Source organism: Chthoniobacter flavus Ellin428 (genome assembly GCF_000173075.1).
GTDB lineage: Bacteria > Verrucomicrobiota > Verrucomicrobiia > Chthoniobacterales > Chthoniobacteraceae > Chthoniobacter > Chthoniobacter flavus.
This window is the reverse complement of sequence record NZ_ABVL01000024.1, coordinates 76879-93267: the sequence shown is the minus strand read 5'-3', so window position 1 is coordinate 93267 and position 16389 is coordinate 76879. Positions and strand designations below refer to the sequence as shown.

Annotated in this window: 12 protein-coding genes and 1 tRNA gene; 3 read left to right on the top strand and 10 right to left on the bottom strand. The window is 61.5% G+C overall.

Annotated features, from left to right (window positions below):
* Positions 1 to 550 precede the first annotated feature (550 nt).
* Positions 551 to 1012: a hypothetical protein gene (locus tag CFE428DRAFT_RS26540; protein ID WP_006982773.1), complete on the top strand. Its 462-nt coding sequence runs from the start codon at positions 551 to 553 to the stop codon at positions 1010 to 1012.
* 18 nt (positions 1013 to 1030) lie between these two features.
* On the opposite strand, the gene CFE428DRAFT_RS26535 is transcribed toward CFE428DRAFT_RS26540, so the two are convergent.
* The 5 genes from CFE428DRAFT_RS26535 to dprA form a co-directional block, all read right to left on the bottom strand.
* Positions 1031 to 2047, bottom strand: a complete 1017-nt coding sequence (locus CFE428DRAFT_RS26535; RefSeq protein WP_006982772.1) for a J domain-containing protein — start codon at positions 2045 to 2047, stop codon at positions 1031 to 1033.
* 191 nt (positions 2048 to 2238) lie between these two features.
* Positions 2239 to 2661 (bottom strand): hypothetical protein, encoded by a 423-nt coding sequence (locus tag CFE428DRAFT_RS26530; protein WP_006982771.1) that lies wholly within the window; start codon positions 2659 to 2661, stop codon positions 2239 to 2241.
* Positions 2662 to 2885: 224 nt separating this feature from the next.
* Complete coding sequence (locus CFE428DRAFT_RS39200; RefSeq protein ID WP_006982770.1) at positions 2886 to 3428, bottom strand: topoisomerase C-terminal repeat-containing protein; 543 nt, start codon at positions 3426 to 3428, stop codon at positions 2886 to 2888.
* A 19-nt stretch (positions 3429 to 3447) separates the two neighbouring features.
* Positions 3448 to 5394, bottom strand: coding sequence for a DNA topoisomerase 3 (locus CFE428DRAFT_RS26525; RefSeq protein WP_006982769.1), 1947 nt, complete (start codon positions 5392 to 5394; stop codon positions 3448 to 3450).
* Between the two features lie 201 nt (positions 5395 to 5595).
* Complete coding sequence (gene dprA, locus CFE428DRAFT_RS26520) at positions 5596 to 6684, bottom strand: DNA-processing protein DprA (RefSeq protein WP_006982768.1); 1089 nt, start codon at positions 6682 to 6684, stop codon at positions 5596 to 5598.
* Between the two features lie 152 nt (positions 6685 to 6836).
* On the opposite strand from dprA, the gene CFE428DRAFT_RS35130 reads away from it, so the two are divergent.
* A complete protein-coding gene (locus tag CFE428DRAFT_RS35130; protein ID WP_006982767.1) occupies positions 6837 to 7670 on the top strand; it encodes a DUF4190 domain-containing protein in 834 nt (277 codons plus the stop codon).
* A 37-nt stretch (positions 7671 to 7707) separates the two neighbouring features.
* Here CFE428DRAFT_RS35130 and CFE428DRAFT_RS26510 read toward each other — a convergent pair.
* From CFE428DRAFT_RS26510 to CFE428DRAFT_RS26490, 5 genes are all read right to left on the bottom strand, one after another.
* Positions 7708 to 7779: transfer RNA gene (locus CFE428DRAFT_RS26510), tRNA-Val, on the bottom strand.
* Between the two features lie 422 nt (positions 7780 to 8201).
* Entirely contained in the window at positions 8202 to 10214 is a 2013-nt protein-coding gene (locus CFE428DRAFT_RS26505) for a transglutaminase family protein (RefSeq protein WP_006982766.1), read from the bottom strand.
* On the bottom strand, positions 10207 to 11049 hold the full coding sequence (locus CFE428DRAFT_RS26500) for a transglutaminase family protein (protein WP_049975765.1): 843 nt from the start codon (positions 11047 to 11049) through the stop codon (positions 10207 to 10209). Before CFE428DRAFT_RS26500 ends, CFE428DRAFT_RS26505 begins: the two co-directional genes overlap by 8 nt.
* A 142-nt stretch (positions 11050 to 11191) precedes the next feature.
* Positions 11192 to 12088 carry a transglutaminase family protein gene (locus CFE428DRAFT_RS26495; protein ID WP_006982764.1) on the bottom strand — a complete coding sequence of 299 codons (897 nt, stop codon included), beginning with the start codon at positions 12086 to 12088 and terminating at the stop codon, positions 11192 to 11194.
* A gap of 20 nt (positions 12089 to 12108) precedes the next feature.
* Positions 12109 to 14730, bottom strand: a complete 2622-nt coding sequence (locus CFE428DRAFT_RS26490; protein ID WP_006982763.1) for a M1 family metallopeptidase — start codon at positions 14728 to 14730, stop codon at positions 12109 to 12111.
* 296 nt (positions 14731 to 15026) lie between these two features.
* Between CFE428DRAFT_RS26490 and CFE428DRAFT_RS26485 the strand changes: the two genes are divergently transcribed.
* Positions 15027 to 16250 carry an MFS transporter gene (locus tag CFE428DRAFT_RS26485; protein ID WP_157447639.1) on the top strand — a complete coding sequence of 408 codons (1224 nt, stop codon included), beginning with the start codon at positions 15027 to 15029 and terminating at the stop codon, positions 16248 to 16250.
* Positions 16251 to 16389: the final 139 nt, after the last annotated feature.

Genomic DNA, 16389 nt, shown 5'->3' with positions numbered 1-16389 from the left:
AACATTTCCGGACGTGCGGGTGTTCATTCAGCGTAGCTTTTACCCCGCTCATGAATTTCATCCTCCCTCGCGTTCTCGGTGCCGCTGCCTTGCTGGCGCTTTGCCAATCTACCATTTGCCTTCATGCGGCCGGCCAACCCGTGCCGCAGAAGCCCGCGGGACCGACACCGACCGCCGCCGATATTTCGTACGGCCCAAGCCCGAATCAACTTCTCGACATCTACGTCCCGCCGAATGCGAAGGAGCCGTGCCCGGTGCTGATCTGGTATGGGGGTATCTGGAAGCCGGCGAAGCATGCGGTGGATCCGGGCAAGTTCTTCCCGTCGCACGTCGCCATCGTCGCCGTCGAGACTCGCACGCTGACCGAGGGCCTGCAGGACAAGGCGAATCCGCCGGTGTCGTATGTGATGAATGATGCGGTCCGCGCGGTGCAGTTCGTTCGCCTGAATGCGGCGAAAGTGGGGATCTCGATCCCGAAACGGATCCCCCGTGGGGGGGGGGGTTCGCAGGGGACATTGCCCCGCCTTGTACGTCGGCTGTTCCGGCGAGCATGCGAATCCCCCCCTCGAGTGATCCGGTCGAGCGCGAGTCCTCGAAGGTGGTGTGCGTGGCGGCGTTCCGCAGCCAGCCGAGCATCGACCCGAAGCGCATGCAGGAATGGGTGCCTGGCGTGGCGTGGGGCGCGCCGGCGTTGGGGATGAGCTTCGAAGAGTCGCTCAAGCATCGCGACGAATTGCTGCCGCTGATCCAGAAGTGGTCTCCCGACGCGTTGCTCAACAAAAATGCCGCGCCGATCTATTTCGAGAACGAATGGGGGCTAACCCAGCCGAACGATCCCAAAGTGACGGAGGCGAACTACAAAGTACATTCACCGGCCTGGGGCATGGGCTTCAAAAAGGTGGCCGATTCCGTCGGCGCGACGGTCTATAACAAATTTCCCGATCATCCGACGGAGAAATACAAGGACATCTGGGATTTCATCGTGCAGAACCTCACGGTGCCGGCGAAGTAGCGATGGCGAATCGCCGTCTCAACGGGCGGCGACGGGAAGCGCGGTGATGAATTCCCTCTCGTCGCTGCGCAAAAGATCCAGGCTGCGGCCGGTGAGACCGTAAAGCGGAATCCGGAGTTGGGTGCATTCCACGCCTCGGAGGCGTTTCGTTTCGGACAGCACGAAGGTCTCGGTTTTCAGACACTCACCGTCTTCCACTTCCTGGTAGCGCAGTTCATAGCGACCGGGCGTGATTCGACCGAAAGTGAAAGTCGAGCGTGTCGGAATGAAGCAGACCCGGACGACTTTTGATTGCTCGCCGTATTCGACGGAAACCAGCTTCATAAAAACGGCGGAGGTATTTTTCGAATTGTCCACCGTGACGGACGAATAGCCGCCCATCGCCAGTTTCTCGAAACCCTCGAGGTACGAGGCCTTCTTCGGCCAGGGTTGCCCATTGAGCGGATTGGTCAGGCGCAGATCAAAGACTGGCTGCGGTGACGGTTCCTGCGGAAGCGCCTCTCCGATGATAGTGTCCTGTCTGTCCGGCGACGGCTCCGCAGGTGTGGTCGCGCCAGACTCCGTCTTTTTCGCGGAATGATGATGCGCGATGGTGTTGACCAGAAATACACCAAAGATAGCGAGCAGGACGGCCGCGCAGGCCAGCTTCCCGTCGGGAAGCTGCCAGCGGATGCTACGAAAAAAGATCGAAAGCGAAAATGCCCGGGAAGGCTTCGGGTTCCAAGCCGACGTGGGCGTGAAATTGCCCGGCGACGTGGACGTGAACGGAACCGTGGCCGAGGTCCGGCGCGTCGCGGCCAGCTTGTCGTCGTATTCCTGCCGCTTCGCGGGATCGGAAAGGACGTCGTAGGCGGCATTCAAGATGCCCATGATCTTGCCCGCGCGCGGGTCTCCCGGATTTCGGTCCGGATGCCAGCGCATGGACAGAGCCCGATAGGCGGCTTTGATCACCTCCAATGGCGCCCGCTCCGAGACCTTCAGGTTCTCATAATGGGTCGCCTTCGATTGGCGATTGGGACGTATCTTGATTGGCATGGAATAAACCTCCGCAGTGACCGTCTGTTCCGAGGGGAATCAGGCGCAGAAAAGGCGCAAACCACTGCTGACCTGGGCGCTATCTGCAATCGTATCCATAGGTTCCAATAATTACGGCTTTTACTATACGGAAGCAGCCGGTGGTTGGCTAGAAAATTCGCCTAGGCACGTATGCTCCCCAGAGTCGGCTTTCAGTCGACGTCTTCCTCTGTCAGCAGCCGCCGAAGGTTATCATGCAGCCCGGTAAATCCGTGCTGGCCCCAAGCGAATAAGAGAAGCCATCCGAGACGATCCTCTGTATTCCGGGACGCGTCCGCGGTTTCCGCGTCTTCCCAAGGCGCAGGCTGCTCGCACAATAACGAACCGATGGAAACCGCGAACTCAAGACGGAAGCTGAGCATGATTCGCTCAATCGGAGTCAGCTTCGGCCAGGTGCGATACTCAGCGAACTGGCGGATGGCAACTTCGATCGTGTCATTGGTCGCGCTCTCATACGCTAGAAAGGCTTGAGGGACATCGCGAGCGTCAGGAAAGAGCGTTACGACTTTCGGCAGACCTTCGCGCATGCTTAGCAGCTCCGTATGACAAAGCTCGGTGATTTGTTCCCAGTTCATGCGGGGTTTTTCAACCGGACTCTGCCAGCCATGGACGACGAAAACCAGCAGTTCTCACGAACAGATTCCGCGGGCAAATCAGCAATCGGGCAACAGTTTCTTTGGTGCTTCGTGCAGTGGAATGCCGGGGAGTGACCTCGATTTCTCCGGCGCTTCCCCATCGACTCTCCTACACTTCAAAGTCTCACGCTGTAGCGGAGAAACGCTGCACTCCAGATGAATACTCAGCCCTCCGCTTCTGCACTCGGCGGTGTCTTTTTGGCCGGCGGCGCTTTCGCTTTCTTCTGCCGCGGCTCGAATTCGAAAGTGACCTTGGCGCCGTCGAGCTTGAGGTAGGCGGAGAAGGGCTTGCCCTTCTTCGAGATGAAGCGCGGGAGGAGATCGGTCTTCCCTTCGGTGAAGATCTTCAGCGCTTGCTCCGCCGGGATCGCCCGCTGGCAGATGTTCTTGCCCATGCGGATCGGCTTCTTCGAGCCATTGCCGGCGGGCATGCAGAGGAAGGCATTCTCCGTTTCGTAAACGGTGCCCTGCGGCGTTTCGCCGAGGACTTTGGCCTGCGAGAGATCGAGCGCTTTGCCCATACCGTTCTCCCCCTCGCCGTTGCTGTCCTCGAAGTCGAACTTCTGCTTCCACTCGGTCTTCTCGTTGAGAATGATCTCCGCGTTGAAGGCGCGGCCGAGTTTGCTGCGGAAACCTTCCAGCGGCCCCACGCGTCCTTCGGTGAGGAGCTTGGCCACTTCCTCGCGTTCGAATTCGCGGCCGGACATGGTCTTCCAGACGATGAGTTTACACTCGGGATTGCGACACTCGAAGGCCTTGAAGCTCTCCTTGAAAGGACCGGTCCCACACTTCGGGGCAGGCGACGTCGATATCCTTGAAATTGCCACGCACTTCCTGGCCCATGCCGCCACGAACTTTGCTCACGATCTCGGTGGTCAGGCCGCGGATCTGGTCCATGAAGGCGCCGCGCGAAAGCTGGCCGCGCTCCATCTGGCGCAGCTTGTGTTCCCACTCGCCGGTGAGTTCGGGCTTGGTCAGCGTCTCCGCGTGCAAATTGCGCAGGAGCGTGATCAACGAGATGCCCTTGGCCGTGACGATGAGTTCGCGTCCCTGGCGAATGAGATAGCCCTCGAAGAGCAGGCCTTCGATGACCTGCGCCCGCGTCGCCGGCGTGCCGAGGCCGCGCTCGCTCATCGCTTCGCGCAACTCTTCGTCGTCCACCAGGCGGCCCGCGCCTTCCATGGCGGAAAGCAGCGTGGCTTCGTTGTAGCGAGGCGGTGGCTTGGTGATGTTTTCCTTCACCTCGATCGCTTCCGTCCGCGCCTGTTCGCCGGGCGTGATGGCCACGATTGCCTTGTCGCTCTCGCCCTCGCCCTCGGCCTGGCGGCCATACACGGCGAGCCAGCCCGGATCGACGATGATCTTGCCATCCGTCTTGAATTTCTCGCCGACCACCGTGGTGATGCGCGTGGTGACTTCAAACTGCGCTGCCGGATAAAACACCGCGACGAAGCGCCGCGACACCATGTCGAAAATCTTCTGCTCGGTCTCGCTGAGATTCTTCGGCGCCGTGCCCGTGGGCACGATGGCAAAGTGATCGCTGACTTTGGCGTTATTGAAGATGCGCTTGTTCGGCCTCACCCAATTTTCGCGCAACGCCTTCTCCGCGTGCCCGGCGAGGGTGCGATCCTCGAAGCTGTTCATCACCCGCTTCGCCGTGGCCACGTGATCCTCGGGCAAATAGCGCGAATCGGTTCGCGGATAGGTGAGCACCTTGTGCTTTTCGTAAAGCGCCTGTGCGATCTGCAGGGTCATCTTCGCGGGGAAGCCGTGGCGGCCGTTTGCCTCGCGCTGCAGAGTGGTCAGATCGTAGAGCAGGGGAGGCGCCTGGGTGGTCGGCTTCTTCTCTTCCTCAACCGTGCCGGGCTGGCCATCGCACTTCGCCTTGATGGCGTCGGCCTTGACCTTGTCCCAGATGCGTTCGGCGCGCCCGTCTTCATCGCCATTCTTCTTGAACGCAGGGTCGAACCAGCGACCGCGATAGCTGCCTTCCTTGACGCCGAAATCGCCGAAGACTTCCCAATAGGCGCGCGGCTCGAAGGCGCGGATCTTCTCCTCGCGCTCGACGAGGATGGCCAGCGTCGGCGTCTGGACGCGCCCGGCCGTGGTCTTGGAAAAACCGCCGCCCTGCGAATTGAACGCGGTCAGCGCGCGGGTGGAATTGATGCCCACCAGCCAGTCTGATTCGCTGCGCGAGACCGCGGCATCGGCCAGCGGCTGCATGTCGGCATCGCTACGCAGGTTGGCAAAAGCAGTGCGAATCGCATCCGGTGTCATCGATTGCAACCACAGCCGCTTGATCGGCTGCTTCGCGCCGGTGGCCTTCACGATGTTGCGGAAGATGAGTTCACCTTCGCGCCCGGCGTCGCACGCATTGATCAACTCGGTCACTTCCTTGCGCTTGATCAACTTGCGCAGTTGCGCCAGCCGCCCGGCGTTCTTGTCGATCGGCGCCAGGGCAAACTGCGGCGGGATGTGCGGCAGCTTTTCCATGGTCCACTTGCCGCGCTTGATCTCGTGCTCTTCGGGCACGGCCAGCTCCAGCAGGTGGCCTACGGCCGACGAGATGACATAGCTGTCGTTCTCAAACCAGTCGCCGGCCTTTTTCACGCCAAGCGCCTTCGCGAGGTCGCTGGCGACGCTGGGCTTTTCCGCGATGACGAGGGTTTTCATGAAAGGGGATTTGGGTGATGCAGGAAGGCGGATTCCGCCCGGCCAAAGGGACTGTAGGCGGAAAATCGGTTATCAAGCATCATCGCTCACTATAAATACGTGTTGGGGGTGATTGACTGGCGTTTTATCGGATGAATCGCACCTGACGCTTGGGGATAGCGCCAGAGTTACACCTGATAAAATTCATAGCAAAAATCGGTCTTAAAGCTTCACGAACTGCTGGCCGGGAAGTTGTTTCACCAGCCTTTTCATTTCGAGGGCGAGCAAAGTGGACGCCACTTTGGGCATCGGCAAGCCCGATTTTGTGACGATCAAATCAATGGGGGTCTCCGCGTTATCCACCGAAGCGAGAATGGATTGCTCCTCTGTGGAGAGGGGAATGGCGCTGACTGGAGTCGACATTTTGCGCGGCTCCGGGGCGAGAATTCGCAGGTCGTCGAGGATGTCCGCGGCCCCCGTCACGAGCTTGGCGCCCTGCTGGATCAGGCGATTCGACCCCGCCGAAGTCGGGCGGTCGATCTGGCCGGGAACAGCGTAAACCGAGCGGCCATGTTCGAGCGCTTGGGTGGCGGTAATGAGGGCGCCGCTCTTCAATCCCGCCTCGACCACAAGGGTGCCGCTGCCCCAGCCGGCGACGATGCGGTTCCGATAGGGGAACGTTTGGGTGCTCGGCGGAAAGGTCATGGGAAATTCCGAGACCACTGCTCCGGAGGAGGTGATCTTCTCGGCCAGCGCCTGATTTTCCGGTGGATACAGGTCCATGAGTCCTGAGCCGATGACCGCGACAGTCCGGCCCTGCGCGGCCAGCGCTCCTTGATGCGCCGCCGTATCGATTCCACGTGCCAGTCCGCTGACCACCGTAAGGCCGGCGTAGGCGAGCTGATAGGAAAGCTTCTTCGCGCACTCCAGGCCGTAATGGCTCGTCTTGCGCGAACCGACCACGCCGATGGCCTGCTGATCCCGCTCGGTCAATTCGCCCCATATATATAAGACGATGGGCGGATTCGAGATCTCCTGCAGCATCCGCGGATATTCCGGTGACTGCTGCGTGATGACCCGGGCGCCGAATTCCTGAATGCGGGCCAGTTCGGCAGTGAGATCCACCTTCTCCTCCCAATGGGCGATTCCGGCGGCCACTTCCGCGCCGATGCCATCTACCGCTCGAAGCTGACCCTCCCGCGCCAGAAGCACCTGCTCCGGCGTCTCAAAGACCTCCAGCAAACGCCGCAAACGCACCGGCCCCACACCGGGCACCATATTGAGTGCAATGCTGGCCTCCGTGGAATTCATGCGCCGGAAGCTGGTAAGTCCGGGCCGTTTTGTCAAACGCGGGTGTGAAGAACAGTCTTAATCTTAATCTTGAGAGTAAGAAGTCGCGGACATGCCGGCGAACAACAACCACACTCGACATGGCCTCGCGTGTTCACCTAGGCTCCGCCCGCATGGAAATCTACATCGCTCGCGATGGAAATCGGCTCGGGCCGTTCCCCTTGGAAGAAGTGCGACGCCAATTGGCGAGCGGGCAGTTGACCCCAAATGACCTCGCGTGGGTGCAAGGCGCGCAAGACTGGGTGCCATTGGCTTCGTTCCCGCCGTTGCAGTCGACACCTCCCCATATTCCGGCGGCCAGTTCGCCGAACCTGACTCCGACGCAGCCAACTGCGACTTACGCAGCTCCGTCACAGCCGGGGCAAACTTCCGGCGCGGCCATCGCCAGTCTGGTGATCGGCCTCCTTTCCTTTCTGCTCTGTCCGATCATCGGAAGCATCGCCGCAGTCATTTGCGGCCATATTGCGCGCGGCGATATCCGCAAATCCGGCGGCAGGCTATCCGGGGATGGGATGGCAATCGCAGGTCTCGTCCTCGGATATTCGGGATTCGCTTTTATTGGTCTGGCCATTCTTGCGGGAATGGCGCTGCCGGTCTTCGGCGAGGTGCAACTGAAGGGTAAAGAGGTGCAAAGCTTGTCCAACGCCAAACAGATCGCGATCGCTTGCCAGGCCTATGCGGTGGATCACCAGAATCACTTCCCGGCGAAACTCCACGAACTCGTTCCGAAGTATCTGCCGGATCGCTCGGTATTTTCTTCCCCGCTCTCGCCCGGAGAAACGCTGGCCTACGAGTATTTCGGCGGCTTGCAGACCGACCCGCCCCAGAACGTCCTGCTCATGAGCACTTTCAAGGATCGGCATGGAAAGAGAATCATCGTCCATGTCGATGGTTCCGGTCTCGTCGGCATCCCGCCTCCGATTCTTCCCTCGCCGCTGCCGCAATGAGCCCGTCCGCGCTCTTTTCTTCCTGAGGGACAAAGAATGCGGCGTGAGGGATTCGAACCCCCGACCAACGCTGTGTAAAAGCGCCGCTCTACCACTGAGCTAACGCCGCGAATGAGGGCGGAAGTTGCGCCGAAAGACGGGCGCTGGCAAGCGGATAGCGCGGCAACTTGGAGGGCGCCGCTCCGTCCTAAGCATTACCCACATCTTTGCGCGGTGTTTAGACGTCGAAGGGATGGGGCCACTGGGAGCGGCGACTTCCTAGTCGCTGACCGAAAAACCGATGCGCGCAGCGCCTCTCTTTGAGGGCGTCGCTCCGCGACGCAGGGTTTTTTCTAGGAAGTCGCCCCTCCCAGTGAGCTACAGCCGTATTACCCCTGGTCCTAAATCCGAGAAAAGATGTGGGTAATGCTGAGGCTCCGTCGGCGCCCGCTTTACGGAAAGACGCGTGCCCGCGCGTGCCCGCGCGTTCCGCAAATTCCGCCTCCGCTCATTGGATGGGGAACGCGCAGGAGCGCATCCCTCCGTGATTCACTACGACAGCCGTAAGTCGTAAGTCAGGAGACGCGGGTGCAATTTGCGGCAAGGGTGGGGTGATACTGGAGAAGGCGTGTCGGTGTGCGGAACGAAGAGGCGGCGATCCTGCTCGAGCCGATAAGAAGCCGTTTTACCTTCGCCGGTGATGGCCACGACGAGGGGCATCTGCGGCGTGATGCCGGGATGCAACGAGGGATAGAGTGCGGTGCGACGGTAGCGCAGGCCGGCGCCGCGCTTTGCCCCGGGGAAGGATTGGAGCGGCAACTCGCGGCCGGCGATGTGGATTTTGCATCGCGCGCCGAATTCGCGTGTGGCGAGGAACTCGAGCCGCTCGATGGACGTGTCGACGAAGCGGCTGGTGCTGCCGCCTTCGAGCGGTTGCTCGCAAAGCAAGGGCCAGCCTTCGTGTCCACGGCGGAGGGTGAGTTCGGCGGCGCCGTCCGCGTGATGCAGCATGACCGGAAAGCGCCATTCGAAGATTTCGCGGAAGAGCGCGGTCGGCAACTCGAAGCCGCCGCGGCGCAGGTCGCGCAACACTTTCTCGAAATCAGCCCACAGGAAGCTCGGTAGAAAATAAGCGTCGTGGAGTTTGTCGCCGAAATCGATGAGCGGCTCCTTGAACGAATGCGTGAGGAGATGCGCGGCCAGCGCGTGCCAGAGCAGCGCGACGGCGGACATCCAGCGCGCGTGCGGAAATGTTTCGATCGCGCGAAACTCGATGAGCCCGCGGCAGCCGCCGTCAAAATTCACGTTCCAGAATTTGTCGAAGCTCGTCTCGCTGCGGTGCGTATTGCCGGAGGTGTCCGTGTGCAGATGACGGAGCGTTTCGCTGATGAGATAGCGATGATCGCCCGCTGGCAATTCCTCGAGAAAGCGGTAAGCCATCTCGAGATCGTAAAGCGCGCTGGCGCCTTCATCGGGGCGCGGTGCTTGCGACGAGCAGCCGACGTATTGTCCGGTGAAAATATACGCGAGCGAGGGATGATGCTGCCAGTAGCGCAGGATGGAGGTGACCCACGCGGGACGCGAAAAAAGCGGATGATCGTCGAGGCTCGGGCCGCCGAAGAGGAGGTGATTACCGCCACCGGTGCCGACCTGTTCCTCGGGTGAGAGTTGTTTGCAGGAACGCAGGCCCGCGGGTGTGGCAGCGCGCTCCAGGACATCCAGCCAATGGGCGTACTCGCGCCATGTGGCGCAGGGCGGAAGATTGATCTCGAGGACACCGGGATCCGAAGCGATGGCCAGTCGCGACCAGATGCCGGCTTCGTCGCTGGGCACATAGCCAGCCAGACCGGGCACGGTGAGGCCCAGGCCGCGTGCCGACTCGACGATCGCGTTAATCAAGCGCAGGAAAGGCGCCTGGAGCAGCGGAGGAAGAAAGACGCGGAGTTCTCCCTCGGCGATTTCCAGCGCGAGGGCCCGGCGACTCACGTTGTCGGGCAGATTGTTGAGCGGCAGGCGCAAACCGGCTGGCCCTTCGGCGCGGAGAAGCTCGATGCTTTCCCCACACTGCCAATCTTCGATGAAGAATCGATCCTCCGCATGATCCAACGGGAGCACGGCTGCGGAGCGCGGCGGGTCGAGCGGATCGATGGCGCGCACCCAGCCGTCTTCGATCTTCAGCGCCTGGACGAGCCGTTTCTGAAATTGCCGGAACGACGCGGCGTCGATCTTCGCTGAACTCTGAATCGTGGATGCGAGCGATGGAACAAACGGGGTGTCATCGACATTCCACACGAGATTGATGGCCCAGCGCGGATTCATCTCTCCGGGATAGAATTTGCCCGGCGAATAGAGGGCGATCGCGCGCGGCAGCGATTGGGCGATGAGCGCATCGGCGAGCGCGTAGGCGTAGCGCAGCTTGGTGGGGCCGAGCGCGGTGACGCTCCATTCCGGACCGACCGGATCGAGTGGCACATAAGTCGGCTCGCCGCCGAGGGTGAGGCGGACCTTCTGCGCGGCAAAGGTGGCTTCTACCTGATCGGCGACGCGAGCGAGGGATTTAGTCATGCGGAGTGATTTGCAGCGTCGCCATCATGTTCGCGGGCACGTGAGTGGAGTGATAGTATCTGCCGAGGATCGGCGAAATATCTTCGGGCGTGAAGCCGACGGCGGCGGTGATGTGGTGATGATTGCAGAGATAGCCGTTGGTCGGGTCGAAACCAACCCAGCCGGCGCCGGGGAGATAGATTTCCGTCCAGGCGTGCAGCGCGCCTTCCGCGCGTTTGTCGTCGCTCTCAAATTCGCAGAGATATCCGCTGGCCAGTCGCGCGGCGAGGCCGAGCCCGCGCGCCACTTCCGCGAGCAGCACGGCGAAGTCGCGGCAGGCGCCACGCCCGAGCTGCAGCGTTTCCTCCGGCGTATAGGCTGCGCCTTCATCACGGCGCTCGTAGGCGAGGTGTTCGTGCAGCGCGCTGTTGAGAGACACGAGCGTTTCCACCGTGGGCTGCGGCTCGATGGGCGGTTGCCAGAAGGGCAGCAGCGGCGCGGGCCGATTTTGCAAATACGGCGAGAGCGCATGGGCTTCGCGCGCGGTGTAGGTAAACGGCAAATTCAGCGCGGGCGAGTCGAGCAGGAAGTCGAAGGCGTTGCGCGGCGTCAGTTCCAGTTCGATCTGCAACGCAGCCTGGAGCAACGCGGATTTTTCCGGGTAGAAACAGGACGCGATCTCGTTGTCGAAAAGATCGCGCCGATAATTCACCTGCGCATCCGCATTGGTCTGAAAAGCCAGGCGGCGCAGCGAAACATAGCGATCGGATTTCGGGAAGAGCCGGAAGAGATGCGTCGAGAAACTGACCGGCTCGGTGTAGGCATACTGCGTTTGGTAGTGGATGCCGATTTTCACGATGGAAAAGGCAGAACATCCGGGGAAGAAGGCAGAACATCCAACGCCCAACATCCAACATTCAACATCCAATCAGGGAAACCACTGCGACGCGCTTGCGCCATTGGGTGTTGGATGTTGGGCGTTGGATGTTGGATGTTTTTCATATCCTCGCTTTCTCCATCTTCGCGCCGCGGCGTTTCATCATTACGCGCACTTTCATATTCTGTCCGCCGCTGCCCTTGAATGTGCCGCGGAGAGGGGTGGCATCGCGCTGGTCGCGGCCGAAACTCACGGCGACGTAGCGCTCATTGATCCACTGGCGATTCGTCGGATCGATGGCTACCCACGTCATGCCGGGCACGAGCACTTCGATCCAGGCGTGTGTAGCCACGGCGCCGGTCATGCGACGCGCCGTGCCATCGGGCGCGCGTACGGGATCGGTCTCGATGTAACCGCACACATAGCGCGCGGGCAGCCCGGCGGTGCGCAGGATGCTCAGCCCCACGTGCGCGAAATCCTGGCAGACGCCCTCTTTGTTTTTCCAAATCGTGGCCAGCGGTGTGGAGTTTTCCGTCGCGCCTGGGTTGTATTTGAATTCCGCGTGGATCGCTTCATTCAAGCGCTGGAGCGATTCGCCGAGCGGCGCACGACTGGGTAAATATTTCTTCGCCCATTGCACGGACTCGCGCGTGGGCTGCACCGCAGGTGTCATCTGCAGGTAGTCGAAGATGTCCGTCATCACGGAGCCGAGAATCTGTCGCGCTTCCTGCACCGGCAGTTCAAGGCTGGCGGTGGGCAAGGGGACGGGATGCGTGCGCACCACCGCCTGGTTGCTCACGTAAAGCGTCTTGTGGCGGAAGGGCAGGGAGAAGAAATGGACATGATTGCCGAAGTGATCGGTGTAACCGGAGACCGGCACATCGGGATCGATGACCAGTCGATGGCTGAGCACCGTTTGCGAAGGGAGCGTCAGTGGGGTCAGTCGCGCCTCGCCGTAAGCCTCGGCGGCGGGATGCCCGTATTTGTAATGTGTGACGTGAGTGATCTCGAACTCCATCAGGCCCTAAGATGCTGGGATTATCGCTGAACCTTGGCCTGCCACCAAGTGTCAATTTGCGGCAGAGCGCGCGCTTTGAATGTCGCCTGGAAACGAATGTCGTCCGCGGCCTGGGCGACCGCCGGGGCGGTGACCGGAGGCAGGTTCGTTTTGGCAAATGCCTCGAGCTCATCCGCGTGGGCCGAGTCGTCGAAGGCCTCGAAGATGTTCGGCACGAAATGATTGGCCGAAATGGCCGGGACCTTGGCGAGTAGCGCATCGAGATGAGCGCGGGCAAAGTCCCACGCGAGTTGCGGTTGCTCGCCATCGTGAGCCACGCGTTGCACGAGCCGGGCGGCGTCAGGCGCGATGAGTTCATCGGTCAGTGACAGCGCGAGCGTCTGCTCGGCGAGCTTCGGGTTGTGCGCCGAGACAAGTGCACTGTAGAGCGAACGCTTTTGCTCGAAGCTGTCTTCCTTCCGTGCGGCCTCGTGCAATTGCTGCCAGGTCATCGCATCCGCATCGCGCCCCACCACGGAGAAGACCGCCCCACGCAGATCGCCCGGCAGCGACGCTGGGTCGTGCAGATACGCGGCAAAGCGCGCCCGCGCGGAGCTGACGATCTCTTCGTTGCCAAACGCACCGAGGGTGGAAATAAGCGAGCCACGCAACGCGGCATCGAGCGGGGATTCGCCGGGCTTCGCGTCCCAGGTAAGACGATTGAATTGCGGCTGCAGGAAGCCGCGCGCCCAGGCGCGAAAACCCTCGCGATTCGGCTCGCCGCGCTCGAGGCCATCGATGGACCAGAGGATGTCGACGATGCGCTGGATGACGGTTGGCGAGCGGTCGTCGCTCAGCTCGTTCAGGAGATCGAGGCTGTCCGAAGCCGGCGTACGGCCGGCCTGCACCATGGCCCAGGAATCGTTGAGCGCATTGAGCCGATCGGCCTCGGCGAGCATCGGCGCGGCCTTCAGCAGACGGCGCGCGAGCGTGGCATCGTAGGCCACGCGATAGTAGCCGACATCGCCCATGTTGGCCTTGATCGAAATCTCCGGCTCGAAAAGCGTGCCCGGCTGAATGGCGTCCTTGAGCAACGTCGTCACTGCACGACTGGGTGCGCCGGCTGGCCCGTAGATGACCGGGATCTGCCAGCGCAGCGGCGCGGCGTCTTTTTGATGAATGGTGAAGCGCGACTGTTCGAGTTGCACGCTGGCCTGGCTGCCCGCGGGCAGGGCGCTGAGCGTCACCACGGGAAAGCCCGGTTGCTCCGTCCAGCCGACGGCAAACTCGCGCACCGGTTTGCCCGAAGTCGTGGCCAGCGCCTGCCAGAGATCGGCGGTGGTGGTGTTGCGGTAGGCGTGCCCCTGGATGTAAGCGCGGATGCCGTCGCGGAAGACGTCTTCGCCGAGCCAGCTCTCCAGCATGCGGAGCACGGCCTGGCCTTTGTTGTAAGTAATCTCGTCGAAACCCTCGGTCGCGCGCGCATCATCCGGCACGGGGCGCTGGATTGGGTGCGTGGTCGAGCGGGAGTCAAGGCGCATCGCGTATTCCTTGCTGCCGGCGGCGCGCAGCCACACTTTCCACTCGGGGTTGAAATGGTCGGTGGCCTTCGTGCCCATCCAACTCGCGAAGCCTTCGTTGAGCCACAGGTTGTCCCACCAGGCCATAGTCACGAGATTGCCAAACCACTGGTGCGCGACCTCGTGGGCGATGACCGCGAAGACGCGTTCGCGCATGTTCTGCGCGCTGTTCGCCGGATCGTAGAGGAGCGCGTTGTCGTTATAGATGATGCAGCCCCAGTTTTCCATCGCGCCCGCGCCAGTGCTGGGGAGGGCGAGTTCATCGAGCTTGGGCAGGGGATATTTGACGCCGAAGTACTCGTGATAATAGGTGAGAATTTTCTTCGTGGCTTCCAGCGCGTAACGGCCCTGCTCGCGTTTGCCCGGGGTGGTGAAGACGGTGAGTTTGATGCCTTCGACTTCGTCGTGAAGTTCTTCAAAATCGCCGATAGCCAGGGCGACGAGATAGCTGGCCATCTTCGGTGTGGGGGCGAAGGTGATGCAGGGACACGAGATTTTTTCGTCCGTCTTACTGTTGTAAGCTTCGCGAAACTCATACTTCGCCAGCGGCATGTTGGAGATGGCCTTGGCCTCTCCCAAGACGTCCACGCTGAGGGCAAAGACGGCCCGGAAGGCCGGTTCATCCCAGCAGGGAAACATCCGCCGGCAATCGATCGCTTCCATCTGCGTAGCCAGGCATTTGCGCGGATGGCCGTTGACCTGATAACGCGCGATATAAAGTCCGCGCGGCTGCTCGGTGAGCTTGCCCGCGAAATGCATCGCGAGCGTATATTGCCCGGGTGCCAATTCCTTCGGCAGGGTGAAGGTCAGCGTTTGCTCTTCGGTGTTGAGTTGCGGGGTGAGCGGGATTTCCTCCGTGGTGTGCAGCGTGGCGTTGCTGATTTCCAGGCCATTGGAGTGCAGCACGATTTTCTGCACGGGTTGCCGCACCTCGATGGCCACGGTTTCGTCGCCGGAGAAGACCGCCTTTTCCATGTCCGGCGCGAGATGCACGTCGTAGCGCTGCGGGACGATGGTCTTCGGCAGACGCCCCTGGTTCGTTTCGAAGCTAAACGGTTCCTCACCGCGCATGAGAGTTTCCATAACGCAAAGTCCGACCAACATCAAAAAGCAGTGGCGAAGAGACATGACGCGCGGAATGTGGGCCAGAGGGCTGCGGGAGGAAAGTAAGATTGATGGAGGTGACCGGCAGGTCGTGGGTGTTTGATTGCGTCACTGGGAGGGGCCACCTCCTGGTCGCCCTACGTTGCGCAGCAACGTCCATGAAGTGGCGCTGCGCGCGTGGGTCGGTCGGCGACTGGGAAGTGGCCGCTCCCAGTGGTTCCCTTCGGTTGCTCTGGACAAACGCCCCATCGCCGCGAAATTCGCTCCCTTTTCTCGTGTCTCATTTACCTGACCCTCATCATCACCCGCCGGCCCGCGAGGCCGGTCTTTCGCGCGGCACCGTTTGGCTGATGTCGGTGACGGTCGCGGTGGTCGTGGCGAATATCTATTTCATCCAGCCGCTCTTGCGGATGATCGCCGAAAACTTTGGCCTCACCGTGGCCAAGGCCGGTTCGCTCGCCATGCTCAGCCAGGTGGGCACAGCGCTGGGGATGCTTTTCTTCGTCCCACTCGGCGATAAATTCGAGCGGCGCTCGTTGATTCTCGTGCTGCTGCTGGGCGCGGTCGGGGCGCTGGTCCTCATGGCGCTCGCACCGAATGTGATCTGTCTGGCGGTGGCGGCGTTTTTTCTCGGGGCCTTTTGCGCGAATGTGCATGTGGTGGTGCCTTTCGCCGCGCACCTCGCAGCGCCGGAGCAGCGCGGGCGCGTCGTGGGGATGGTGGTATCGGGCATCCTGATGGGCGTGCTGCTGGCGCGCACTTTCAGCGGGACGCTCGGCGCGTGGCTGGGCTGGCGTGCGGTCTATGGACTCGCCGCCGGCGCGATGCTTCTGCTCGGCGCGGTGGTGCGGGTGCGCCTTCCGGAGGATCGTCCCGAGACGGTGCTGACGTGGCGTGAACTGATGCTCTCGACCCTCATGCTCGCGAAACGGCACGCGCTGCTACGCGAATCGGCGCTCCTGGGTGCGTTGCTCTTTGCCGGGTTCTCCGCGTTTTGGACCACCTTGGTGTTCTTTCTCGCGGGCTCGCCGTATCACTTTCCGAATCCGAGTGCCGCCGCCGGCCTTTTCGGCCTGGTGGGCGCCGTGGGCGCTCTAGCCGCTCCGACCATCGGCCATCTGGCGCACAAACATGGACCGCGCTACACCGTGAGCGTCGCGCTCTGGACGACGTTGGCCGGCTTTGTCTGCATGGGATTGTTCGGACGCCATCTCGCGGGACTGATCGCTGGGGTGATCATCATGGACCTCGGCGTGCAGATCGGCCACGTCTCGAACCAGACGCGTATTTACAGCATCGATCCCGCCGCGCGCAGCCGGCTCAACACGGTCTACATGTTCGTCTATTTCGTCGGCGGTGGGCTGGGCTCGCTGATCGGCGCCGCGATGTGGCACGCCGCCGGTTGGTGGGGCGTGTGCGGGGTGGGATGCGTGGTGATGCTCCTGGCCCTCGCCGTAGAGTTCCTGCATGGGCGGGCGGGAGGGGACAGTAATCAGTAATCAGTAATCAGTTTAGCGTGGCGTGAGAGCCATACTGATCACTGAATACTGAATACTGATTACTCTCCCATTTCCTCTCCCATGGCGTAGTGTCAACCAAACCCATCGTCGCATCATGATGCGTGAATTTGTCTCTTGA